25 protein-coding genes, 1 tRNA gene and 1 riboswitch are annotated in these 22,856 nt (G+C 72.8%); of the genes, 20 read left to right on the top strand and 6 right to left on the bottom strand.

What is annotated here, in order from left to right:
- Nucleotides 1-26: 26 nt before the first annotated feature.
- The 4 genes from ACFVU7_RS25645 to ACFVU7_RS25630 form a co-directional block, all read right to left on the bottom strand.
- Nucleotides 27-1,244, bottom strand: a complete 1,218-nt coding sequence (locus tag ACFVU7_RS25645) for an MFS transporter (RefSeq protein WP_388047343.1) — start codon at nucleotides 1,242-1,244, stop codon at nucleotides 27-29.
- A 45-nt stretch (nucleotides 1,245-1,289) separates the two neighbouring features.
- Nucleotides 1,290-2,117, bottom strand: a complete 828-nt coding sequence (locus ACFVU7_RS25640; RefSeq protein ID WP_388047341.1) for a MerR family transcriptional regulator — start codon at nucleotides 2,115-2,117, stop codon at nucleotides 1,290-1,292.
- A 283-nt stretch (nucleotides 2,118-2,400) separates the two neighbouring features.
- Nucleotides 2,401-3,132, bottom strand: coding sequence for a histone deacetylase (locus ACFVU7_RS25635; protein WP_388047340.1), 732 nt, complete (start codon nucleotides 3,130-3,132; stop codon nucleotides 2,401-2,403).
- A 1-nt stretch (nucleotide 3,133) separates the two neighbouring features.
- On the bottom strand, nucleotides 3,134-3,898 hold the full coding sequence (locus tag ACFVU7_RS25630) for a GntR family transcriptional regulator (protein ID WP_388047339.1): 765 nt from the start codon (nucleotides 3,896-3,898) through the stop codon (nucleotides 3,134-3,136).
- An 855-nt stretch (nucleotides 3,899-4,753) separates the two neighbouring features.
- Between ACFVU7_RS25630 and ACFVU7_RS25625 the strand changes: the two genes are divergently transcribed.
- From ACFVU7_RS25625 to ACFVU7_RS25540, 18 genes are all read left to right on the top strand, one after another.
- A complete protein-coding gene (locus tag ACFVU7_RS25625) occupies nucleotides 4,754-5,047 on the top strand; it encodes a hypothetical protein (RefSeq protein ID WP_388047337.1) in 294 nt (97 codons plus the stop codon).
- 94 nt (nucleotides 5,048-5,141) lie between these two features.
- Complete coding sequence (locus tag ACFVU7_RS25620) at nucleotides 5,142-6,128, top strand: DUF2637 domain-containing protein (RefSeq protein WP_388047335.1); 987 nt, start codon at nucleotides 5,142-5,144, stop codon at nucleotides 6,126-6,128.
- On the top strand, nucleotides 6,125-6,454 hold the full coding sequence (locus ACFVU7_RS25615) for a hypothetical protein (protein ID WP_388047334.1): 330 nt from the start codon (nucleotides 6,125-6,127) through the stop codon (nucleotides 6,452-6,454). The genes ACFVU7_RS25620 and ACFVU7_RS25615 overlap by 4 nt, the downstream gene beginning before the upstream one ends.
- A 68-nt stretch (nucleotides 6,455-6,522) precedes the next feature.
- On the top strand, nucleotides 6,523-6,909 hold the full coding sequence (locus tag ACFVU7_RS25610; protein WP_388047332.1) for an ATPase: 387 nt from the start codon (nucleotides 6,523-6,525) through the stop codon (nucleotides 6,907-6,909).
- A 15-nt stretch (nucleotides 6,910-6,924) separates the two neighbouring features.
- Complete coding sequence (locus tag ACFVU7_RS25605; protein ID WP_388047331.1) at nucleotides 6,925-7,065, top strand: hypothetical protein; 141 nt, start codon at nucleotides 6,925-6,927, stop codon at nucleotides 7,063-7,065.
- 94 nt (nucleotides 7,066-7,159) lie between these two features.
- On the top strand, nucleotides 7,160-7,543 hold the full coding sequence (locus tag ACFVU7_RS25600) for a hypothetical protein (RefSeq protein ID WP_388047330.1): 384 nt from the start codon (nucleotides 7,160-7,162) through the stop codon (nucleotides 7,541-7,543).
- Between the two features lie 20 nt (nucleotides 7,544-7,563).
- Nucleotides 7,564-8,010: a hypothetical protein gene (locus tag ACFVU7_RS25595; RefSeq protein ID WP_388047328.1), complete on the top strand. Its 447-nt coding sequence runs from the start codon at nucleotides 7,564-7,566 to the stop codon at nucleotides 8,008-8,010.
- Nucleotides 8,011-8,103: 93 nt separating this feature from the next.
- Nucleotides 8,104-8,652 (top strand): plasmid transfer protein TraA, encoded by a 549-nt coding sequence (gene traA / locus ACFVU7_RS25590; RefSeq protein WP_388047327.1) that lies wholly within the window; start codon nucleotides 8,104-8,106, stop codon nucleotides 8,650-8,652.
- A gap of 14 nt (nucleotides 8,653-8,666) precedes the next feature.
- Entirely contained in the window at nucleotides 8,667-10,733 is a 2,067-nt protein-coding gene (gene traB, locus ACFVU7_RS25585; protein ID WP_388047325.1) for a plasmid transfer protein TraB, read from the top strand.
- 150 nt (nucleotides 10,734-10,883) lie between these two features.
- Nucleotides 10,884-11,093 carry a hypothetical protein gene (locus tag ACFVU7_RS25580; RefSeq protein ID WP_388047323.1) on the top strand — a complete coding sequence of 70 codons (210 nt, stop codon included), beginning with the start codon at nucleotides 10,884-10,886 and terminating at the stop codon, nucleotides 11,091-11,093.
- Nucleotides 11,090-11,371: a hypothetical protein gene (locus ACFVU7_RS25575; protein ID WP_388047321.1), complete on the top strand. Its 282-nt coding sequence runs from the start codon at nucleotides 11,090-11,092 to the stop codon at nucleotides 11,369-11,371. Before ACFVU7_RS25580 ends, ACFVU7_RS25575 begins: the two co-directional genes overlap by 4 nt.
- Before the next feature lie 12 nt (nucleotides 11,372-11,383).
- The gene (locus ACFVU7_RS25570; RefSeq protein WP_388047319.1) at nucleotides 11,384-12,379 is read left to right on the top strand and encodes a DNA cytosine methyltransferase; all 996 of its coding nucleotides are present in this window, start codon (nucleotides 11,384-11,386) and stop codon (nucleotides 12,377-12,379) included.
- 15 nt (nucleotides 12,380-12,394) lie between these two features.
- Complete coding sequence (locus ACFVU7_RS25565; protein ID WP_388047318.1) at nucleotides 12,395-12,592, top strand: hypothetical protein; 198 nt, start codon at nucleotides 12,395-12,397, stop codon at nucleotides 12,590-12,592.
- A 26-nt stretch (nucleotides 12,593-12,618) separates the two neighbouring features.
- On the top strand, nucleotides 12,619-13,044 hold the full coding sequence (locus ACFVU7_RS25560; RefSeq protein WP_388047317.1) for an NUDIX domain-containing protein: 426 nt from the start codon (nucleotides 12,619-12,621) through the stop codon (nucleotides 13,042-13,044).
- Nucleotides 13,045-13,128: 84 nt separating this feature from the next.
- The gene (locus tag ACFVU7_RS25555) at nucleotides 13,129-13,983 is read left to right on the top strand and encodes a bifunctional DNA primase/polymerase (RefSeq protein WP_388047315.1); all 855 of its coding nucleotides are present in this window, start codon (nucleotides 13,129-13,131) and stop codon (nucleotides 13,981-13,983) included.
- A gap of 2 nt (nucleotides 13,984-13,985) precedes the next feature.
- On the top strand, nucleotides 13,986-15,461 hold the full coding sequence (locus tag ACFVU7_RS25550) for an ATP-binding protein (protein WP_388047313.1): 1,476 nt from the start codon (nucleotides 13,986-13,988) through the stop codon (nucleotides 15,459-15,461).
- A gap of 481 nt (nucleotides 15,462-15,942) precedes the next feature.
- On the top strand, nucleotides 15,943-16,137 hold the full coding sequence (locus ACFVU7_RS25545; RefSeq protein WP_388047311.1) for a helix-turn-helix transcriptional regulator: 195 nt from the start codon (nucleotides 15,943-15,945) through the stop codon (nucleotides 16,135-16,137).
- Nucleotides 16,138-16,203: 66 nt separating this feature from the next.
- On the top strand, nucleotides 16,204-17,637 hold the full coding sequence (locus tag ACFVU7_RS25540; protein ID WP_388047309.1) for a tyrosine-type recombinase/integrase: 1,434 nt from the start codon (nucleotides 16,204-16,206) through the stop codon (nucleotides 17,635-17,637).
- 136 nt (nucleotides 17,638-17,773) lie between these two features.
- On the opposite strand, the gene ACFVU7_RS25535 is transcribed toward ACFVU7_RS25540, so the two are convergent.
- Nucleotides 17,774-17,861, bottom strand: a tRNA-Ser gene (locus ACFVU7_RS25535).
- A 63-nt stretch (nucleotides 17,862-17,924) separates the two neighbouring features.
- Nucleotides 17,925-19,736 (bottom strand): S1C family serine protease, encoded by a 1,812-nt coding sequence (locus ACFVU7_RS25530; RefSeq protein ID WP_387976679.1) that lies wholly within the window; start codon nucleotides 19,734-19,736, stop codon nucleotides 17,925-17,927.
- A gap of 266 nt (nucleotides 19,737-20,002) precedes the next feature.
- Nucleotides 20,003-20,147: riboswitch (TPP riboswitch) on the top strand.
- Between ACFVU7_RS25530 and ACFVU7_RS25525 the strand changes: the two genes are divergently transcribed.
- On the top strand, nucleotides 20,140-21,558 hold the full coding sequence (locus ACFVU7_RS25525; RefSeq protein WP_079271981.1) for a cytosine permease: 1,419 nt from the start codon (nucleotides 20,140-20,142) through the stop codon (nucleotides 21,556-21,558). (Overlaps the previous riboswitch by 8 nt.)
- Nucleotides 21,559-21,657: 99 nt before the next feature.
- Complete coding sequence (locus ACFVU7_RS25520; protein WP_388047307.1) at nucleotides 21,658-22,482, top strand: glycerophosphodiester phosphodiesterase; 825 nt, start codon at nucleotides 21,658-21,660, stop codon at nucleotides 22,480-22,482.
- The last annotated feature ends 374 nt before the right edge of the window (nucleotides 22,483-22,856 follow it).

The raw sequence follows: 22,856 nt of genomic DNA, 5'->3' as shown, positions 1-22,856 counted from the left end.
GGGGCCGGCGCGGGCGACCGGTCGGCTCAGGCCCGGCGGAGGGTCGGGGTGGCCAGGGCGGTGAGGCCGGCCGCGGCGGTGGCGAGCGCGCAGAGGAGGGTGGGCGGGGCGGCGCCCGCCGCGTCCGCGAGTAGGCCCAGCAGGGCGTTCGAGAGCACCAGGGCCACGCTCTGCACGAGCGTCAGCAGGGCCTGGACCCGCGAGAGATGGGTCGGCGGCGCGCCGGTCAGCACCAGCGGGCCGAGGTGGCAGGCGAAGAGCCCCGAGCCGAGGCCCGCCACCGTACTGCCGGCCACCGCCGCCACCGGCCCCGCGGCCAGGGCCAGCAGCGCGATCCCCGCCGACGCCGTACAGAGCCCGGCGGCCGCCCCCACGCCGGCCCGGGGCAGCGCGCCCCGCCGGGCGACCAGGACGGCCACCGCCAGCACCCCGGCCGCCTGCCCGCCGCTCACCAGTCCCGCCGTCCCGGCCGACCAGCCGTGCGCCCGGGCGAGCAGCGGGCCGAGCAGCGACACCACCGGCAGCAGCGCCCCGGCCGCCGCACCGGTGAGCAGCAGCGCGGCCCGCAGCAGCGGGTCGGCCAGGGCGAGCCGGACGCCGGACGCGGCCTCGCTCAGCAGGCCGGCCCGCGGACCGGACGGCCCGTCCGCCCCGGGGCGGACCCGCAGCAGGACCAGCAGCACGACCCCGAAGCTCACCGCGTCCACGAGTGCCGCGCCAGGCAGCCCGCCGGCCGCGACCAGCAGGCCGCCGAGCGGCGCCCCGAGCAGGACGGCGCCCTGCCCGCCAGCCTGCCGCAGGGCGAGCGCCCGGGGCAGCCGGTCGGCGGGCACCAGCCTGCGCGGCATCGAACCGCTCGCCGGGAGGTGGAAGGCGTCGACCGTCCCGATCACGGCCGCCGCCGCGACCAGGAGCCAGAGCGGTGTGCCCCGCTCGGCCGCGACCAGCGCCAGCGCGGCGGTCGCGGCCAGCATCACCGTGTCCCCGACGAGCATCACCCGACGGGCGCCGAACCGGTCCGCGACCGCGCCGCCCAGCAGGACCAGCGCGGTGCGCGGCACCGTGACCGCCGTCAGGACCAGCCCGGCCGCGCCGCCGCCGTGCGCGGAGGCGGCCCAGCCGAGGGCGAAGTACAGCGCGGCGTCGCCCAGCAGTCCGGCCTGGACCCCGGCCAGCCAGAGCAGGTACGTCCGGGGCAGCGCGGCCCGCGAACCGACGGCGGCGGTGGCAGCGGCAGTGGTCATGCCGGGTGACGCTAGGACCCTCGACCGGGTCGAGGGCAAGCCCGGCTACCCGCGGACCACCGGCTCCTGGAGCTCGGTGACCCATCCCGCCGGATTCTCCGGACACTCCAGGTACAGCTCCCGGGCGTAGCCGGCCGAGCGGTAGCCGTTCTCCTCGATGAAGCGGGCCAGCTCCTGGCCCGCGCCCAGGACCTCGTCCATCGGGCCGCGGTGCACGATCGTCGCCGCCTCCCCGATCGGCGGCAGGTCGACCACCTCGAAGTCGTGCGCGCCCGTCCGCACCGACGGGCCGACCGGGACGGCGGCCCCGACCAGCACCGAGCCGTTGCCCTCCGGGGCGTCCTGGTAGTGGGCGACGGACGGGCCGGCCGCCTCGATCCCGGCCCCGGCCAGCCGCCGGCACAGCTCGGCGAACAGCGGCCCGATCACCGGCCCGATGTCCTCCGGCTCGTAACTCGCGGCCACACCGGTCAGTTGGGCCACCCGGACGGACGGCACCGGCTTCACCACGACATCCCGCACGGACATGGTCCCCTCGCTCTCGATCGTCCGGAGCCTCGCCTCCACCCGGGCCAGCCGCAGCTCGTCGGCCGCGATCGCCGCGGCGAGCTGGGCCCGCCGCAGCCGCAGCATCCCGCGCAGCTCGGCCGCGTCCACCCGCTCGTCCAGGACGGCCCGCACCTGCTGCAGGGTGAACCCGAGCTCCTTGAGCGCGATCACCCGGTTGAGCCGGGCCAGTTGGGACGCCTCGTAGAAGCGGTAGCCGCTGACCGGGTCCACCCGGGCGGGCCGCAGCAGCCCGATCGCGTCGTAGTGGCGCAGCATCCGCACCGACACCCGGCCGTGGCTGGCGAAGTCTCCGATGTTCAACATGGTGCGACCACTCCACCCCCTGCCACCGTGTCAGGGTCAACCCCCGCCCCGCCCGTGGCCCGGGAAACACCGAGGGCGGGTGCCGAGTGGTCTCGGCACCCGCCCTGAGCAGGTGGTTCTCCTACCGGCGGAGAGCGTGGGATTCGAACCCACGGTACGGGGTCACCGCACGACAGTTTTCAAGAGAGGAGCCGAGGCTCTGACCTTAACCCCTCTGAGCTGGGGATTAGGTCAACGATTCACGACTAACGACCATGGTGGCCCCGAACTGGCCCCGGCGCACTCATGCCGGGGCGCCGCCTCGGGCATTGATGCCCCATGAGTCCGGCGCACCGTTCTTGGGTCCGGTGCTCAAGGCATCCGTGATCGCTTCCGTGGTCCAGGCGCCGGCCACACCGGGCCGGGTCTCCAGGTACGCGGCCGTCTCCTCCGTGGACCAGCCATGCGCTTCGTGCAGCCCAGATGCGAAGTTCCGGAGGTAGGCGGCAGACGGGCGAGTTACCTCGACGTCCGCCCGGCGCCACGGGGCGGTGAACGTCAGCACCGGGTAGCCGTCGATCTGCCCAGGACACACCAGCGTCTCGTAGCGGCCGAGACCGAGGCTGGCGCTCCCCAGCTTCAGAGCCGACGCGAGGTCGAGGTCTTGCCCGGGTTGCTCGTGCATCTCCTGCGCTGCGATGTCGGAGAACTGCGCGGCGGTGATCAGGTAGGCCCGGGCTGGCATTTCCCCGGCGTCCGTCTGATCGTAGAAGCCCATGCCGCCGGTCCAGACCTTCGACTCCAGGGCGAAGTAGAGCTGTCCGGGCAGCAGCACGGGCAGCGCCGCGCGGGGCGGACGCTGGTCGCGGCACCCGGGGTAAGCCCGTGCGCCGCCCGGCGGACGGCCGCCCGCGATGTAGTACATCAGCCGGTCGAGGTGCATGTTCGAGCCGTAGGCGGCGTACCAGACGAGAGTTGGAATCGACTCGCGGCTGGTCAGGGGTTCCGGGCGGCGGGCGGCGCTCTGAGCTGTCATGTCAGTCCGTCGAGACGTCGTAGCGGATGACGTGCCTGTCGCCGGGGAGCGTCGTGATCATCACCCGAAGGGGTTTTCCGTCCTTGTCGTAGCCGGTTCGGCGGTGGACCGCGACCGGAGTGGCTGCAGGAAGGACGAGTCGCTCACTCTCCTCCCGGGTGGGCATCCGGACCGTGATCTCGTCGCTGTACCGCACCTGGATCAGGCCGGCGCTGGCGAGGACGCCCCCAGGGGCCGACACATCCTCGGGCAGCATTAGCGGAGTGTCCCTGACCAACTCCTCCGGGAAGTAGCTGTCCGCGAGGGCATACGGCTCGTGATCCACGTAGCGGATTCGCTCGCGGACGACCGTCAGCGCCGTCGCCGGGTCAAGCTGGAGCTGTCGGGCCACCTCCTCCGGGGGCCGCCTGATCGACACCCGGATTTCCTGGCGTGGTTCCTGACCATTGGCTGCGATCTGGCTGGCCCACTGGTCGCCGGCGGTGTGGTTCGCCTCATGGACCGATCGGGACTCCATGGTGGTCCAGTTCCACACAGCCGGCTCGTAGCGCTCCCGGACGAAGGTGCCGCGCCCCTGGGCGGACACCAGCAGTCCTTCGTCGGTCAGGCGGCCGAGGGCAAGTCGCACCGTGTTTCGACTGACGTCGTAGGTGGTGGTCAGCTCTTCTTCCGACGGGAGCTTCTCCCCGGGTGCCCACTTCCCCTGGTTGATCTGAAGCCGCAGGTCATCGGCGATGGAGTGGTAGCGCGCGACCTGTTTGGCCATGTCGGATCTCCCTGACTTGGAGGACTTGTTCCAACAAGGTACCTCGAAGCGCTTGACGACGCGAGCGTCCATGCCCCAAGCTCATGCCATCAGCTTGTTGGAACAAGTCAGCCAACAAGACCAGGTGAGATTGCATGCCTGGTGGGGCCTTCTTTGGGCTGCTCTGAGCTGCACAGACGAGCCCGGAGGGCGGCGTGACAGCCGCCTGAAGGAAGCGCTCGTTCCTTGAGAACTGAAGACACGATCGTGCGGGACCGACGCGAGGGCGGCGGTCGCGGTAGGCGTCTAGGTTGAGAAACCGGGGGCGAACCGCCGTGATGAACGAAGCCCTCCCCCTACGCAGTGGCATGCCACCCCTCCGGGGGTGTGGGGAGGCCCAGCGGAGTCCCAACGCACGTGGCGGTATGAAGACCGCCCCCGAGGCGACCGGGTGACGTCGCCGGCGGCAGCGAGCCACGCAGCGCCTCCGATTCGGGGGTGCGCCGCCCTGCTGGTGCTGAGCAGAGAGGAAGCACCGGACCAGGCCCGAGAGACCTGACGCCCGTAGGACGGGCAACCCCAACCACCAGCCCCCACCGGAGCTTCGACCTGAGGAGGGCGCGCCCATGGGCATGCGCCAGAGCTGTATCCGGCCCCGCCGCTGACCAGCGGGCGGGGCCTACCGCTTCCGGTCGCGTTACCAGCGATCACGGTCCCCGGCGCGTGCCGGCCGCCCTTGCGGCGGCGGGTTCGCGTCGGGTTCCGCGGCTGCTCGTGAACGACGAGAAGCCGGGCCCGTAAGACGGGCCGCCGCGCTCCGGCCAAGGAACGCGCGGCGGCCCTCGGGCCTACCCCTATGTGAGGAGAGGCAGACCCATGAAGTCCATCATTGCAGGCCAGATGGCCCTGACGCCGGACGAGTTCGCCGAGTTGGCGCTCGGCCTCGTCGCGGACTCGGAGTTCACCCGGCTGTTCACCGGGGTGCCCGGTGAGAGCGTGGTCGAGCGCGAGGCGCGGATGGACGCGGCGGACGACATCCTGGCGGACCTGCGCCGGGAGGACCCGGTGCTGGCCGCGTACGCCGAGCGGCTGCTGGGCATGGCGCCGGTGCCGCTGCGGCGCCCGGCCGCGATCCGCCGCGCCGCCGCCGGCGAGCGGGTGGCGGCGTGATGACGGGGCTCGTGCTCATGGCGCTCACGCTCGCTCACGACGTGCTCACCGCGCGGGCGCCGATCGCCTGGTGGTGGTCGCGGTGAGGGTGAGGATGAGCCCGGATCAGATCCGGTCGGCGGAGCGGGCGCTGGCCGTGGGCACGTGGACGATCACGCTCGGCGCGGTCCTCTACAGCATGCTCACGGTCACCCCGCTGATGTCCAAGCACAGCCCGGACGGCTGGGAGTGGACGGCGCCGATCCTGCCGCTGGTGGTGGACGCGGCGGTGGTGATCGTGGTCCGCCTGGACAGTACGCTCGCACGCCTCGGTGGCGACGGCGGCCGGTGGCCGGTCGTGCTGCGCTGGATGACCGGCCTCATGACGGTGCTGCTCAACGTGGGTCAGTCGGCCCTGGATCACGACAAGGTCGGGGTGGCCGTCCACGCGGTGGCGCCGCTGCTGCTGATCGTCACGGCGGAGACCTCGCTCGCCTACCGGCGCGCGATCGCCGCCGCGCTGGCCGGCCGAGAGGCCCGTGAGCGCGATGAGCGGGCCGAGCGCGACCGCCGTGCCGAGCAGCGCCGCCAGCAGGACCGCGAAGACCTCCAGGCCCAGCAGGACCGCGCCGATCGGGCCGAGCGTGAGCGCCGTGAGCACGACGCGCGGATGGCCGAGCAGCAGCGTGAGCACGAGCTGCGGATGGCCGACGACGCGCGCCGGGAACAGCGGCGCCTGGAAGAAGCCGACCGGGCCGATCGGCAGCGCCGTGAGCGCGCGGTGAGCGAGCGTGAGCGCGGTGAGCGCGAGCGTGAGCAGGCCGCCGCGCAGGATGCCGAGCGGCTGCGGCAGGACCTCCTGTCCGCGCCGGCCGTCACCGAGCGGCTGCCCGAGGGCGAGGCCCGGCTGATCGTCCAGACCGCTGTGGCGCTCGGCATCCCGCAGCGCCGGGCGGCCGAGCTGACCGGCTGGTCGACCGGGTGGGTCGCCACCCGCTACCGGGAGGCCGGTGCGGCCGGTACGGAGCGGCCCGCCCTGCACGCCGTCCCCGCCGGCACCGGAGAGACCGCCCCCCGCGCCACTGAGGAGCAGGCATCGTGACCACCACCCTTGCCACCCGCGCCGACGCCGCGCACGCGCTGCTGATGATGCTCATCGAGCACGAGGCGGGCCCGCGGCCGGAGTTCGGGCTGTACGAGTACATGGTCGGCAGTGGCGAGCAGGGTTGGGGCCTGAGCCTGGTGGTCCGTGACTCGCTGGGCGCCTTCGAGTACTGGCGTCGGGTGCTCGGCCTGCGGGCCGACAGCATCGACTACGACACCTGCCACCGCACCGTGTGGCTGTGCGCCGTCGGCGACTATGCCGGCGTGGAGGTGCAGCTCCACTCGATGGCCGAGATCCCCCCGCCCGGCGACACCGGGCGGTAGCCGCGGACCCGGCCGACCCGCTCACCCCCTGATCCGCTCCGCTGATCCTCAGCAAGGAGACCCCTGTCATGTCCGTGACCGAAATCCAGGTGGTCAGCTTCGGCTACCTGCACGGCGACCCGCCCGAGGCGCACCTGACCATCGACCTGCGCCGCCACTTCCGCGACCCGCACGTCGACCCGGACCTGCGCCAGCAGACCGCCCACGACCTGCCGGTGCGCCGGGCCGTGCTCGCCACCCCGGGCATCCGCGAGCTGATCGCCGCCGCCGCTCTGCTGACCGACGCCTACGACGCCGGGCCCACCGAGGCGCCGCTGACCGTCGCCGTCGGCTGCGCGGGCGGCCGGCACCGCGCCGCCACCGTCGCCATGGCCCTCGCCACGCGCCTGACCAAAACCGGCACGACCGTCCGCCTCACCCACCGCGACCTCGACAAGCCCGTCATCGACCGCTGAATCAAGGAGCCCGACATGAAGACCTGCGACTACTGCGGCAAGGCCAAGCCGGACGTCGAGGACGTCGTGGACCCGTACGTCCAGGACGTCTGCGGCGAGGAGGTGGTGCGCCCGCTCTGCGACGGCTGCTACCGGCTGCTCTGCGAGGAGATCTGACCGGCACTCATCCCGTCGGCGGCGCCCCCCGGCTTCGTGCCGGGGCGCCGTCCGGCCCCCTGCCTGCCCCGACCGCCCAGCGAGGAGTCATCCCGTGACCACCGACACCGACACCGACACCCACGGCATCGCCGCCGCCCAGATCGACGCGGCCGGCGCGCTGATGTCCCTGCTCACCGCCCACGCGACGCTGCCGGCCCCGGTGGCCAGGCTGGAGTACCTGCGGGTGCCCGGCACCCACGACTTCGCGTGGGGGCTGGACATCTCCCTGCACTACGGCGTCGACCAGTTCGAGCAGTGGCGTCAGGCCCTGGGCATCGACCCGGCCGGCGTCGGCCTCGACACCACCGAGTCCGGCGCCTTCGGCTGGCTCAGCGTCACCACCACCCACGCCGGTGTCCCGCTCAAGGTGACCGGCTACCTCGTCCCCCGCTTCAAGGTCGGGCCCCGCACCGACGGCACGCCCCTTCCCGCCTGAACCCACCCGGGAGACAGCCTGTGACCAGCGTCCGCGCCGCCCGCTTCGCCACCGCCGCCGTCCTGCTCCGCGCCGCCGGTGACGTGGCGGACCACTGGATCCAGACCGACCATCAGGCCACGACCAAGGGCCACCACGACCACACCGGGCAGTCCAGCGCGGCCGGCCGCCGCGCCTGCGCCGCCCACGTCGCCACCTACACCGCCACCCAGGCCGCCGCCCTGCTCGCCGGGTCCCGCCTGCTCGGGGTGCGCCTGCGGCCCGGCCCCGTCGCCGCCGCCCTCGCCATCAGCGCCGCCACCCACTACGTCGCCGACCGGCGCGAGCCCCTGCGCCGCCTGGCCGACGCCACCGGCAAGGCGGCCTTCGTCCGCCTCGCCGACCACGGCATCAACGGCGCCTACGCCCTCGACCAGGCCTGGCACCACGCCGCCGAGACCCTCGCGGCCCTGGTCGCCTCCGCCTGACCGGTACTGACGATTGCCCGTCCCCGCCCGGCCCTTCGTGGCCGGGAGGGGGTTGGGGAGTCGGGACAGCCCCGGCCCACAGGGAGGCCTGCGATGACCATGAACACCACGTCGCCGAACAGCGGTGGGAACAACGCCGGCGGCACCAACAGCAACAACCGCAACGGCTTCGGCTCCGGGGCGACGTTCGCCCCCGGGCTCAACATCAACATCAACAAGAACACCACCGCCGGCACCGGCGGCGGGATCGGCGCCCCGCAGATGGGCGCCGCCGCCAACCCCGGCACCGGCGCGGCCCGCACCTCGCCCCTGGCCCTGCCGGAGCCCGCGTTCTACTCCACCGCCGACGTCCGCTCCTACTGCGAGGCCCTGCGCGCGTTCGGCGCCTACGCCGCCATCGAGGTGGATGTGGCCGCCGAGATCCTCAAGGCCGCCCTGGAGCAGGCCCCCGGCGCCCCGGGCGACCACCTGTTCCAGCGCAAGCGCCGGGCCCGCGCCGTCGCCCAGAAGCTCTCCAAGGCCGCCGACGCCCTGACCGACACCGCCCGGGACGCCGCCGCCGCGTACGCCGCCTTCGAGCGCGAGTACGCCGACGTCATGGCCCCCCGCCCGGCCCAGCAGCACCGTCCGTTCCAGTTCTGAGAGGAGCAAGGCCCATGTCGAAGAAGGACGGCACCGACCCGGAGGTCCAGCACCGGGAGACCCTGGAAGGCGCCAGCACCGGCAAGGGCGTCGCCGCGTGGCTCGCCCACCGGGCCAAGCCCTACACCCCGCCGTGGATCGCGGTGGCCGCGACGGGCGTGGCCGGGAGCCTGGCGTGGGTGCCCGCCCACGACTCCGCCGGGTACGCGGTCGGCCTGACCCTCGGCTCGGTCGGCCTCACCGCCGCGACCGCGTGGGCGGGCAAGACCACCTCCCCGCAGCGGCGCCTGCACTCCGCCGTGACCGTCGCCGGCGCGAGCGGCTGGTTCACCAGCGTCGCGCTCGGCGGCTGGAGCGACTTCACCTTCGGCGCGTACTGGCTCGGCGGCAGCATCCTCGCCCTGTCCTGGAACGTGCGCCAGATACTGCGCCGGAACCCCGACGCCGTCCAGGCCGCCGGCGACAGCGCGGACAGCTCGCTGCTGGAGAAGGTCAAGCTCGCCGGAGCCAAGATCCGGCGCGCCGAGGTGGAGCCGAACCGCGTCACCGCCGAACTCACTCTGCCCGCCGGGGAGTTGACCAACGACGACGTGGCGAAGGCGCTGCCGCACCTCGCCTCCGGGCTCGACGTGTCGAAGACCGCCGTGCGGTACCTGCCCGACCCCGACTCCGCCCGGCGCGGCGAACTGGTCGTGGTGCCCCGGGACATGCTCTCCGAGGTGGTCGAGTGGGAGATGCCGACCGGCGTCGGCGGGTCGATCGCCGATCCGCTGGTCATCGGCCGCTACGACGACGGCTCCCCGCTCATGCTCTGGCTGCCCGGCGACCCGCAGACCGGCCGCAACTCGACGCACCTGCTGATCTGCGGCATCTCCGGCTCCGGCAAGGGCGACGGCGCGCTCAACATCCTCGCCGAGATCATGGGCCGCAGGGACGTCATCATCTGGCTGTCCGACCCGAAGGCCTTCCAGGACTTCGGCCCGCTGCGGCCCGGTCTGGACTGGGCCGTGGAGGGCGGGGCCCCCACCGAGACCATGGTCACCGCCCTCCAGGCCGCCATCCCCGCCCGCACGCGCTGGCTCGGCGCCCACGGCTACCGCCAGTGGACGCCGGCCGCCGCCGAGCAGCAGACCGACCCCGGGCACTCCTGCCAGAAGGGCCGGGCCTGCGGCTGCGAGGGTATGCCGTTCCTGGTCGCCTGGTTCGAGGAAGCTGCGAACACCCTGCGTTTCATGGGCGACAGCGCGTTCACCGGCGCCGCCCAGGAAGCCCGCTCCGCCGGCATCTCCCTGGTCGTCAGCCTCCAGCGGCCCAGCCACGACCAGCTCTCCACCAGCACCCGGGCCAGCCTGCCGTCCGTGCTGACCTTCGGCCTGGACGCCAAGGACGAGGGCATGGCCCTGCCCGGCCCGGTCATCGACGCCGGCGCCCACCCCGGCGCCTGGGGCAACCGTCGCCCCGGCTACTGCTACCTCGTCACCCCCGGCGTCGACGAGGCGCGGTACTCCAGCCCCGGCCGCACGCTGCGGTTCACCGGCAAGGCCGCCCGCGTCATGGAGCAGGTGGCCGAGTGGGCCCTGCGCAACGGCGCCAAGGCCGACCCCGTCACCGCGAAGGCCGCCGCCTCCACCACCGGCAAGGCCTACACCGACCGCCACACCCAGGACTCCACCGACGGGAACGGGGACAGCGTGTACGCGGACGGCGACGACAGCGGTGAGGAGAGCGGCGGCGCCGGCGTCGAGCGGCGGGTGGACCCGGAGGACGAGGGCCTGGACCCGCAGGCCGAACTCCCCCCGCCCTCCGAGACGCTCGCCGACCTCTCCTTCGGCGGCGGGCCGGGCGTTCCGACCTTCACGCCCGAGGAAGCCCGTGCCGCGATGGACGCCATCGTCTCCGAGCTCGAACAGGCGGGGACGATGGTGATCGGCCCCAAGGACGTCATGGAGCACGCCGCCCGGTTCGGCCGGACCCGGCAGTGGGTGAGCGGGGAGTTCCGCCGCCTGATCGAGGACGGCCGCCTGGTCCCCGTCGCGCAGAAGGGCCGCTACCGGATCGTGCCCGCCCCAGCGCTGGTCTGACAGTCCCTGACATCTGACAGTCCCTGACACCAATTCCCCTAGGCAGACGCGGGTGTCAGGGGCCCCTGACAGCGGCCCTGACACCGCCTGACACCCGGCCCTGACACCCGCGCCGCCCGCCGCCCCCAGATCCGGAAGGGAGGCACTGCCATGCCCCCGCACACCATCCGCCCGCTCGCCGCCACCCACCTGCGCGAGGCCCTCCAGGCCGCCGCCGACCGCGAGCCCGCCACCGCGCTCGCCGCCCTCATGCACATCGACCCCGACTCCTGGCAGGCCATCGAACACCGCCTCCAGGCGCTCGGCACCGACCTGATCGACGTCCTCGCCCACACCGCCGGCACGGGAGGCCCCCGATGAGCACCACCAGCGACCTGATCACCGCCGCCGTCCTCATCGGCCCCGGCGCGCTCCTCAGCCTCCCGATCGTGGCCTCCCAGCGCGGCGCCCACGCCGACTCCGCCACCGTCCGCCGCGCCCTCGCCGCCTCCGCCGCCGACCGCGCCGCCCGCACGACCGTCACCGGCGAGGCGGCCCCGCCCGACGGCGGCGAAGGCGCCCCCGCGCCGGCCGCGACCGCCCCGGTTCGGCTCGCCACCGTCCACCGGCTCCCCGCCGCCGCCCGCCGCGTCGCCTGAGGAAGGACCCGCGTGTACAGCGACTACGACCACTCCCACCTGGCGCTGGCCGTCGACCTGTTCGCCGGTGTCGGCGGACTCGACCTCCCCGCACGGGAGTTGGGCCTGGCGGCGATCGGGATCGAGCAGAGCCCGGACGCCTGCGCCACCCGCCGCGCGGCCGGCCTGCAGACGATCGAGGGCGACGTGCGCCACTACGGGCCCGCCGACTTCCCCCACCCCACGGTCCTGCTCGGCGGCCCGCCCTGCCAGCCGTTCAGCGCGGCGGGCACCGGCGCCGGGCGCCGGGCCCTCGGCGACATCGTCGCCCTCGCGCATCGGCTGTCTGAGCGGCAGCCCGTCGCCCGGCACGGCCGCACCGACGTGGGCGACCTGATCCGCCTCGTCCTCGAACCCCTGCGCTGGGTGCTGGAAGCCCAGGACGGCGGGCGGCCGTTCGAGGCGATCGTGCTGGAGCAGGTCCCCGCCGTGCTGCCGGTCTGGCAGACCTACGCCGCGATCCTGCGCGCCGAGGGCTACAGCGCGGTGGCGGGCGTCGTGCGGGCCGAGGAGTACGGCGTCCCGCAGACCCGCAAACGGGCCGTCCTCATCGCTCGCCGCACCGGCACCGCCGCCCTGCCGGCGCCCAGCCACCGGCCCTACGCCAAGGGCACTCCCCGCACGGCCGGCGACCCGGCCCTGCTGCCCTGGACCGCGATGGGCGATGTCCTGCCTGATCGCGGCCCGTTCACGGTCGTGTCCAACTACGGCACCGGTGGCGACCCGGCCAAGCGCGGTCGTCGCACCAGCGCCGAGCCGTCCGCCACCGTCACCGGGAAGATCTCCCGCGTCCGGGTGCTCGCCGATGACGGCGCCGAGTCCCGCTTCACCTGGGCCGAAGCGGGCACCTTGCAGTCCTTCCCGCCGGACCATCCGTGGTCCGGCCGCGACATCGGCCAGCAGATCGGCAACGCGGTCCCGCCCCGCCTCGGCGCCGCCCTGCTCACCGCCGCCATCCACCGCGCCTGACGAAAGGTCCTGGCTGTGTACGACTACGACCTCGACGACCACGGCTACGACGAGTACGGCCCCGAGGACCCCGAGAACTGGGTGCCCGGCCAGTGCGACCACTGCTCCGGCGGCGACCCCATCGAGACCCCGATCGGGACCCTGTACTGCGCCTGCCAGATCGGGCAGGGCGCCGCCCCCGAGAACTGCGCCTGCGGCCTCAACCAGGACTGACTTTACTCAGAGAAGCAGGGGACCCCATGACCGAGACCTTCGAGACCCTGCGGTACACCGCCGACGTCGTGTGCGTCTGGAACGGCTGCGTGCTCCTGATCGAGCGAGGCTGGCCGCCGCACAAGGGCCAGCTCGCCCTGCCTGGGGGGCACGTCGACCCCGGCGAGACGTCCCGCGCCGCCGCCGCGCGCGAACTGCTGGAGGAGACCGGCATCCGCGTGGCCGCCGAGGACCTGACACTGATCGGCATCTACGACGACCCCGAGCGGGACCCGCGCGGCAGGTACATCAGCGTCGCCTACCGAATCGAGGTGACCGACGACCCCTGCGCCCAGGCCGGGGACGACGCCACAGCCGTGGTGTGGATGCCGCTGGCGGACCTGCCCGACCTCGCCTTCGACCACACCGCGATCGTGACCGACGCCCAACTCCGGCGACCCACCACACCCTGATGCCGCCCGGAGCGGCCGGCCATCCCGGCAAGGTACCCGGCCGCTCCGGTTCCCCCGCCCCATCGAGACGAGGAGAACCCCAGCATGACCCAACCAACCGAGATCTGGGGAGAGCACCTGCTCGCCGCGCTGGCCCTGGCGGCCGACGGCGTGCCCGTGCTGCCGCTGCGGCCCGGGAAGCTGCCGTTCGGCAACTGCCGGACCTGCGTGGCCAATCGGTGCAGCGGCCGACCGAGCATGAAGACCCCGGGCCCGTGCACCTGCCCGGCCCCCTGCCACGGCTGGGCCGCCGCCACCACCGACCCCGCCGTCCTCCGCTCGCCGGAGTGGGCGCGGGCGTGGCGCGAGGCGGCGGCGGTGGCCTACCACCCCGGCGGCGCGGGCCTGACCGTCGTCGACCTCGACAACGCCGCCGCCATCGCGTGGGCACGCGAGACCCTGCCCGCCACCCGGATCGTGGCCACCACCAGGGGCGAGCACTGGCTCTACCAGGGCGCCATGACCTCCGCCAACGCCGTGCGGGACGGGGTGGACGTCAAATCGTCCATGGCGTACGCCCGTTGGCTCGGCCCCGGCACCGGCACCATGACGGCCCTGCCGGACGTGGTCCGCGACCTGGTCGCGAAGAAGCCCGCGGCTGTCCGCCCGGCCGTCGTCACGATGCCCGCGCCGACCGGGGGCGGGACGTGCCCCCACCGGACCCCGGCCTTCCTGGCCCGTGGCATCGCCATGGCCGAGCAGCGCATCGCCGAGGCGGCCAGCGCGGTGCACGCCACGGTGTTCGCGACGTTCCTCGCCGTGCTCTCGACGCATGGGCGCTGCGGGTGCCTGACCGGGGCCCACACGGAAAGGCTGTTCGCCGCCGCGCAGGCCAAGGGCGAATCCCCCCGCCACTGCGCCGACGCCTGGGCCAACGCCTGCTCCCGGCTGGGACTGTGACCGTGGCCGACGATGAGAAGACCCCCGGCCGCGAGGTCATCGCCGACTACGCGCAGGCGCACTTCCGGTACTTCCGCACCGCCGACGGCACCGTCTACGCGCACCGCACCGGCCACCCCGTCGCCCGCCCGATCCGCTCCCAGGGCACTACCGGCAGCCACCGCCAGGAACTCATGGTCGGCCTCTACAGGGCCGGGTTCGGCGTCTTCAACGGCAGCGCCCTCAAGGAAGCGCTGGATTTGATCGAGGCGCTGGCCCTGTCCGAGGACGTCCGACTCGTCCACATCCGCGTGGCCCCCGGCCACGACGGGGCCACGTGGCTGGACCTGGGCCGCGACGATGGCCGGTCCGTGCGCATCCACCCCGCCGGCTGGGACATCGCCGTCCCCGACCCGCAGGAGGTCTGCTGGCGGCGCACCCAGCTCACCGGGGAGTTGCCCCTGCCCGTCAAGGACACCGATGGCAAGGGCATCGACGCGCTGCTGAGGCTGACGAACTTCGCCGACGCCAAGACCGAGTGCCTGGCCATCGCCTGGCTCATCGGGTGCTTGGGGCCGAGCGTGCCCGTGCCCGCCCCGTTCCTCACCGGCCCGCAGGGCGCCGGCAAGTCCACCGGCGGCAGGATGCTCGTGCGGCTGATCGAGGGCATGAGCGGTGACCTGCGCCGGGCCCCGAAGAGCGAGGAGGACCTCATCTCGGCGGTCGCGGCCGGATGGGTCACCGCCCTCGACAACTTGTCCCACATGGGCCCGGAGCTGTCCGACGCCATGTGCTGCATCGTCACTGGGGCCGAGTCGGTCAAGAGGGCGCTGTTCACCGACGGGGACGTCCACCGCTCCGCCTACCGCCGGCCCCTGCTCCTGACCGGCATCGACGTCGGCGTCATCCGCCCCGACCTCGCCGAACGCCTCCTGCCCCTGCACCTGGAGCGGCCGCGCGTCCGCCGCACCGAAGCGGAGCTGTGGGCCGAGTACGAGGACGTCCTGCCCGTCGTCCTCGGGTCCCTGCTCGACCTCGCGGTGCAGGTCCGCGCCGCCGAGGCCGAGACCCCCACCGATCTGAGGATGGCCGACTTCGCCCACCTGTGCGCGCAGCTCGACGCCGCGACCGGTCTCGGCGCGCTGCCCGCCTACCGGGCCAGCCTGGACGACCTGAACGACGACGTCATCGAAGGCGATCTCCTCGCCCAGACCGTCCTCCAGCACGCCGACACCATCGAGCTGGGCGGGGCGCAGCGCAGGACCTCCACCGAGTGGCTTCACTGCCTCAGCAGTCGCTGCAACGGCGACGGCATGCGCCCGCTGCCCAAGGGCTGGCCGACCACCGGGAAGGTGCTCTCCGACCGGCTCAAGCGCCTCCAGCCCACCCTGGCAGCCCGGGGCGTCCTCATCGACAGCGGCCGTACGAAAGAGGGCCGCTACCTCGAAATGGCCCGCCCCGCCCCCACGCCCCCGCACGAGCAGCAACAGCTGCTCTGACCCGCGCCACCGTCAACCCGGACAAGCAAGAAGAGCACCCGGACGCCGGTGCTCTTCTTGCTGTTCGGCGAAGCCGCCAAAAGGTCGCGCCGCGCAGCGGCTCCTTCTTCACGCCCTGAGGCGCACCAACCACCAACAGGCACCCCCTTTTTTTTCCTAAGTAGGAAGACGCTGCGTCACCTGCGTCACCCGGGCCGAAAACCAGCCCCCGACCTGCGCCGATACCGGTGACGCAGACGACGGCCGCTGCGTCATCCTGCGTCACCTGCGTCATCGCTGCGTCACCCGATGACGCAGCGATGACGCAGACCCCGGGGGCTGCGTCACCCAAAGCCCCAGGTCAGAGACCTAGATGACGCTGATGACGCGGTGACGCAGAAATCCGCACCTAGGACACACGCGCACTGCGAGAAGCCCCCTCGTCCCGCTGTCGTCAGTCTCAACGCCCCTGCCCCGCCTGCCGAACCTCGGAGGAACCGGCATGCCCGTGAAGGACCCGAAGCTCAAGCTCGCCGCCGTCCTCGAAGAGATCGACATGTCCCGCTCCGCCTACTACCGGATGGTCGCCCTGGGGAAGGGCCCCAAGACCATGAAGCTCCCCAACGGACAGCTCCGCATCCGACGGAGCGCCCTCGACGCCTGGTGGGCCGCACAGGAGTGCTCTGCCGCCGCCTGACTGGCCACCGTTCCCGACCCGGGCCCTCGGCTGCTGCCGAGGGCCCCTCCCTATCCAAGGAGCAGAGTGCTCACCTTCGATGTTCGGATCAACGAGATCCGTCACCGTCCCGGGCGCAGGAAGCCGTTCGAGCTGCGCTGGACCGTGGGGCCTCAGCGGCATTCCAAGAGCTACGCGACCAAGACCCTAGCCAAGGGCCGTGAGGCCGAACTTCGAACCGCCATGAAGAACGGCGAGCAGTTCGACGTGGAGTCCGGCCTGCCGGCCTCCGAGCTGCGGACCCAGCAGCAAGGCACCTGGTACGAGCACGCCCGGAAGTATGCCGAAGTGAAATGGGCCCGTTCCTCGGCCAAGAGCCGGGGGGCGCGCGCCGATGCGCTCGCCACCATTACCCCAGCATTGGTGACGGACCGAAAGGGAGCGCCTGCGCCTCCCGTACTCCGGCGGGCCTTGACCGGTTGGGCTTTCAATTTCTCTGAGCGGACTCCCGAGCCGCCCGGACCGATCGCGGCCGCACTCGAATGGATCGAGCGGAAGTCGGTTTCAATGGCGCGATTGGAAGAGGACGCCGACCTGATGCGGTCCGGGCTCACCGCGCTCACCTTGAAGCTGGACGGCAAGGAGGCGGCCGCGAACACCGTTCGTCGGAAGCGGATGGTGTTGAACAACTGTCTCCGCTACGGCGTCGAGCGACGTCAACTCGCCACAAACCCACTGCAGTTCATCGACTGGGCGCCGCCCGAGACCGATGACGAGGTCGACTGGCGGTACGTTCCGAACCCTCAACAGGCGAAGGGCCTGCTCGCTGCCGCCCCGGCCGTAGGCCTGCGGGGCCGCCACCTGGCCGCCTTCTTCGGCTGCATGTACTACGCCGGGATGCGGCCAGCCGAGGTGACAGACCTGCGAAAGCGTGACTGCACCCTGCCCGAATCCGGCTGGGGCTGCCTGGTGCTGGCGGGTAGTTCACCAGGCGTCGGCTCCACCTGGACCGACGACGGGAAGACCCACGACGAGCGCGGTCTCAAGAGGCGGGCCCGGAAGGCCACTCGCGATGTGCCCATCCCTCCCGTACTGGTCGCCATGCTCCGAGAGCACCTGCAGACGTACAGCACCGGTACCGGCGGGCGTCTGTTCCGCGCGTCCGAGGGTGGCCCGGTTTTGAGCAAGGAGTACGCGGCGGTCTGGAAGAAGATCCGTGACGCCTGGCTGCGGAACGAAGAACAGGCGCGGGCGCACGAGCCGCACGACATCGACTCCCTCCCGCCGCAGGTGGACGAGAAGCTGGCCGAGGTCCCGTACGCCATGCGGAAGGCCGGCATCACTCTCTGGCTGGTGTCGGGTGTCGACCCCACCGAGGTGGCCCGTCGAGCAGGGCATAGCGTCGCAGTGCTCTACCGGTTCTACGCCAAGGTGCTGGACGGCAAGCGCGACCAGGCCAACGAGATGATCGAGCGGGCGCTCAACGAGGCAGCCACAGAGACCGATCCCCCGGCCGAGTAGCCGGGTCTGGCCCCGGCCTGGCCCCGACACAGTGGTCAGGACCGGCACACGGGTGGGACACCCTGGCACAAGAATCGAAAAGGGCGGGTATCGGCTTGTTGCCGATACCCGCCCTGAGCTGGGTGTTCCTCACCAGCGGAGAGCGTGGGATTCGAACCCACGGTACGGGGTCACCGCACGACAGTTTTCAAGACTGTTCCCTTAGGCCGCTCGGGCAGCTCTCCAGGCGGAGGTCAGCCTAACGGGTCCGGCGGGGTTCAGCGCACACGTTTCGGTGCGGGCGGGGGTTACGGCTGGTCGCCCTCGCGCTGGCCGAGAGTGACCTTGGTGTTGAGGGTCTGGCCGTTGCGGGTGTACTCGACGTCGACGGTCTCGCCGGGCTTGTGCGTCCAGATCCGGCTGACCAGGGCGGGGCCGTTGTCGATCGGGACGCCGCCGAGCTTGGTGATGACGTCGCCCGGCTTGAGGCCGGCCTTGTCGGCCGCGCCGCCGGGGGTGACGGCGGGCTGGCCCTGGATGTCCTTGGTCTGGATCTGCGCGCCGTCGCCCTTGTAGTCGTCGTTGCGCAGCACGTCGAGCTTGGCGTAGACCGGCTTGCCGGTCTTGATCAGGGTGTCCGCGACCCACTTGGCCTGATTGATCGGGATGGCGAAGCCCAGGCCGATGCTGCCGGCCCGGCCGTTGGCGGAGGCGTTGGACTGGATCGCCGAGTTGATGCCGATCACCGCGCCGCCGGAGTCGAGCAGCGGGCCGCCGGAGTTGCCGGGGTTGATGGAGGCGTCGGTCTGCAGGGCGTTCATGTACGAGGCCTGCGAGCCGGTGTCGTCGCCGGAGGCCACCGGGCGGTCCTTGGCGCTGATGATGCCGCTGGTGACGGTGGACTCCAGGCCGTACGGCGCACCGATCGCGACGGTGGCGTCGCCGACGTTGACCTTGTCGGAGTCGGCCAGCGGCAGCGGGGCCAGCTTGCTCTTGGGCGGGTTGTCGATCTTGACCACGGCGACGTCGTAGCCCTCGGCGTGGCCGAGCACCGAGGCGCTGTAGGAGCTGCCGTCGGCGAACTTGACGGTCAGTTTGCCGCCACTGAGGGTCGGCGCGACGACGTGGTTGTTGGTGAGGATGTGGCCCTCGGTGTCGAAGACGAAGCCGGTGCCGGTGCCCGACTCGCCGTTGCCCTGCGCCTTGATGGTGACGACGCTGGGCAGCGCCTTCTGCGCGATGGCGGCGATCGAGCCGGGGACGGGCTCGTTCTTCTGGGTGTCGCTGGCCTGGACGGTGGTGCTGCGGTGGTCGTTCGCGGAGCTCCTGCGGTCGGAACTGTCGGAGACGGACACGCCGAGCGCGCCGCCGGCCACACCGGCGACCAGCGCGACGGCCGCGATCAGGGCGACCAGGCCGCCGCGCTTCTTGCGCGGGCCGCCGGGGCCGCCCGGACCGCCGGGGTACTCCGCCGGGTAGCCGAGCGGGCCGGCCGGGCCGCCGGGGTAGCCGGCGCCGCCGGAGGTGGAGTCGTGGGTGGGGCCCCAGCCGCCGAGCGGCTGGCCGGCCCCGAAGGGGTGGTGGCCGTGCGCGGCGGGCGCGGCCGGAGCGGCGCCGTACCCCTCGTGCGCGCCGGCGGCGGGGACGCCGTGGGTCGGGGTGGCGTACGGGTTGCCGGCCGGCGGCAGGGCCGGGGCGGCGGGTGCGGCGGCCACCGGGGCGGGCGGAACGGGCGGCAGGACCGGCGGCGGCGCGTCGATGTAGCCGGTGGCCGGGTCGACGGCCGGCTCCTCGACGGCGAGTACGGCGGGCTCGGCGGGTGCGGCGGGTGCCACGGGCTCGGCGGGTGCCTCCGGTGCGGGCACCTTGGTGAAGGCGACGGTGGGCTTGTGCCCACCCCCCGCCGGGACCTCCTCGGCCGGAACGGCGTCGGCGGACGGCGCCGCCTCGGCGGCGGCGGCCTCGACCGCGCCCGCCTCCGGCTCGGGCACCCGCCGGAACGCCATGGTCGGGTTGTGCCCGCCCTGAGCGGGGCCCGCGGCAGCGGACTCGGCCGCCCCCGGCCCGGCGGGCTGCTCCCCCTGCGGCCCGGTGGGCCCAACCTCGCGCTCGGTGCTCACGGACGACCTCCATAGCTGGCAGAACCAAGGACCATAGTTTTTCGCACTGTCGATTCGTTTGCCGTAAGGACCCCTCTGAAGAACTCATAAGAATCCTTAGCCGGCACCGACACCGGCACTGGCGTCAGCACCCACAGCGGCACCGACACCGGCTCCGGCACCCGTACCGACGGCCGGGGCTCCCCTCCCCGTCGGGCGTCCGCGATGCGGACCGCCCCGCCCTCGGCCTTGGGCGTCGGCACCCGCGCCGGTTAGCCTGGCGCTCCAAACTGACACGCGGGAGCTTGGACCCACCAGGCTGAGAGTGCGCATGTCGACCGTACGCCACACGAGTGACGGACGTTCGAGGGGGCGCTGACCGCCGGAACCTGTCCGGGTAATGCCGGCGTAGGGAGTATCGGCCATGCCGCCTGCTTCGCCATCCTCTTCTTCGGGTACGAACGCCTCCGACTCCGGCGCGAACGCCCCCGCGCCGGGCGCGACCGCCCTCCTGGAACGCGCCGAGCACGTAGAAGCGCCCCTGGTCCTGGACACCGAACCGCCGCGCACGCTGCGCTTCCGGGACCACTTCGCGCTCTGGATGAACCTGGGCGTCAGCCTGATCGGCTTCTCCACCGCCGCCACCGTGCTCGGCGCCCCCGGCAGCGAGCTGTCGCTGGCCGCCGCGGTGACCGCGATCACGATCGGTACGGCGGTCGGCACCGCGATGCTCGCCGTGGCCGCGCTGATCGGCGCCCGCACCGGCGCCCCCGCGATGGCGAACCTGCGCGGGCTGTTCGGCACCCGGCTTTCGTACCTGCCGACGGTGCTCAACATCGTGCAGTGCATCGGCTGGGGCGTCTTCGAGCTGCTGACCATCTCGGCGGGCGCGCAGACCGTCGCGCACACCACCGGCTACCGCTGGCTGTTCGTCCTGCTCGCGGGCGCGCTGACCACCGCGCTGACCATCTGGCCGCTGGGCTCGATCGCGGTGCTGCGCCGCTTCGTGGCCGGGGCGGTCGCGGTGGCGATGGTGTACTTCACCGTCCAGCTGGGCCGCCAGGGCGTGCCGGACCCGGGCGCGGGCAACTGGCACGGCTTCCTCGGCGCCACCGACGCGATGATCGCGGTGTCGGTCTCCTTCGTCCCGCTGGCCGCCGACTACACCCGGCACTCGCGCACCCCGCGCTCGGCGTTCTGGGGCAGCTTCTCCGGCTACACGGTCGCCCAGGTCTGGTGCTACGTGCTCGGCCTGATGGCGCTGCTGCAGTCGGACGGCGACCCGAACCGGATCTTCGACTCCTTCCTCGGGGTCTGGGCCGGCTGGCTGTTCCTGCTGGTGCTGGTGCTGCGCGAGACCGACCAGTCCTTCGCCAACGTGTACTCGACCGCGATGTCGGTGCAGAACCTGCTGCCGAAGGTGGACCGCCGGGTGCTCTCCGGCGCGATCGGCGTGCTGATCACCGTGCTGGCGCTGCAGATCGACGAGTTCACCGACACCTACTACGGCTTCCTCGGCCTGATCGGCTCGGTGTTCGTGCCGCTGCTGGCGGTGCTCGTGGTGGACTACTTCCTCGGCGCCGGCCGGCGCGGCTGGAACCTCTCCGCCGACGCGCCGTCCCGCTGGCTGATGCTGCTGCCGTGGGCCCTGGGCTTCGCGGTCTACCAGTTCATCGCGCCGACCAAGGTCGCGGGCTGGTGGACGGACTTCTGGACCTCCGCCCAGGAGGCGCTGCACTTCACCCCGCAGGAGTGGACCTCGGCCTCGCTGTTCGCCTTCCTGGTGCCGGCCCTGGCCACCTGGGCGCTCACCCCGCTCGGCCGCCGCGCCGTCCGGGGCTGACGGAGCGGGGCCCGAGCGGGCCCCGCAGGTGCGCAGACGGCCCCACAGGTTGGGGCCGTCTTTGTCCGCGCTTCACCTCCGCCGCCTATCGTTGGGCCTGTGACCAGCCCAGACCTGTCCTCGGCGGCGGCGCGCACCGTGCCGCCCGTCCAGGTGATCGCCCACCGCGGTTCCTCCCACGCCCTGCCCGAGCACACCCTCGCGGCCTACCGGCGCGCGCTCGACGAGGGCGCGGACGCGCTGGAGTGCGACGTCCGGGTCACCGCCGACGGCGCGCTGGTCTGCGTGCACGACCGCCGGATCGGCCGGGTCTCCAACGGCCGGGGCACCGTTTCGGCCATGACCCTCGCCGAGCTGGAGGCGTACGACTTCGGCGCCTGGAAGACCGGCCGCCCCAGCACCGACCCGGAGCTGCGCGGTGTGCTGCGGCTGGAGCGGCTGCTGGAGCTGGTGGTGGAGTGCGGCCGCCCGGTGGACCTGGCGATCGAGACCAAGCACCCGGTGCGCTTCCGCGGCCGGGTGGAGGCCGAGCTGCTGCGGACCCTGGAGCGGTTCAAGATCGGCGCGACCCGGGAGGGCGACCGCCCGTCCGCCCGGATCATGAGCTTCTCCTCCGTCGCGCTGAACCGGGTGGCCGCCGCCGCGCCGCGGTACCGGCGGGTCTTCCTGTTCGAGCGGACCCTGCCGCTGCTCGGCCGGCTGCGCGAGGGCTCGCCGCTGCCGGGCGGGGCACGGATCGCCGGCCCGGGCATCGAGCTGGTGCGGGCCCGCCCGCAGCTGGTGACCCGGCTGCGCGAGCTCGGCCACGAGGTGCACGTGTGGACGGTGGACGAGCTGGCCGACGTCGAGCTCTGCCTGGAGCTCGGGGTGTCCGCGATCATCACCAACCGGCCCGCGGAGGTACTGGCGCAGCTCGGCCGGTGATCCACCGGTGATCCGTCGGCGCACCGAAGGCCGTACTCCTCCGAACCCCTCCGATCCGATCACTCTGGTCGGCAGTCAAACCTTCCTCGCGCGAAATTGCCGGAATTCTTGCATCCGGGCGACGGAGGGTGAGCGCGGAATGACCTGATGTCGACCGTCGGTCGCCGCACTCGAAATGGGCTCGCGGGATCGTCCGGTGCTCGTTTCCGACGCATTACCAAGGGGCATCTCTCCCTCGGCATACGCTGAAGGAGGTCCGGGGGTGGCGTTGATGGTGGCGCGTGAAGTGCCGACTTCATCGACCATGGCAGTGCCGCACGGCCCAGCGAGTGTCGGGGTCGCACGGCGCCGACTGCGTCGAGATCTGGGTGACC

It is taken from the genome of Kitasatospora sp. NPDC058046, assembly GCF_042885595.1.
In the GTDB taxonomy this organism is placed as follows: Bacteria; Actinomycetota; Actinomycetes; order Streptomycetales; family Streptomycetaceae; genus Kitasatospora.
This window is presented reverse-complemented; position numbering and strand designations above follow the sequence as displayed.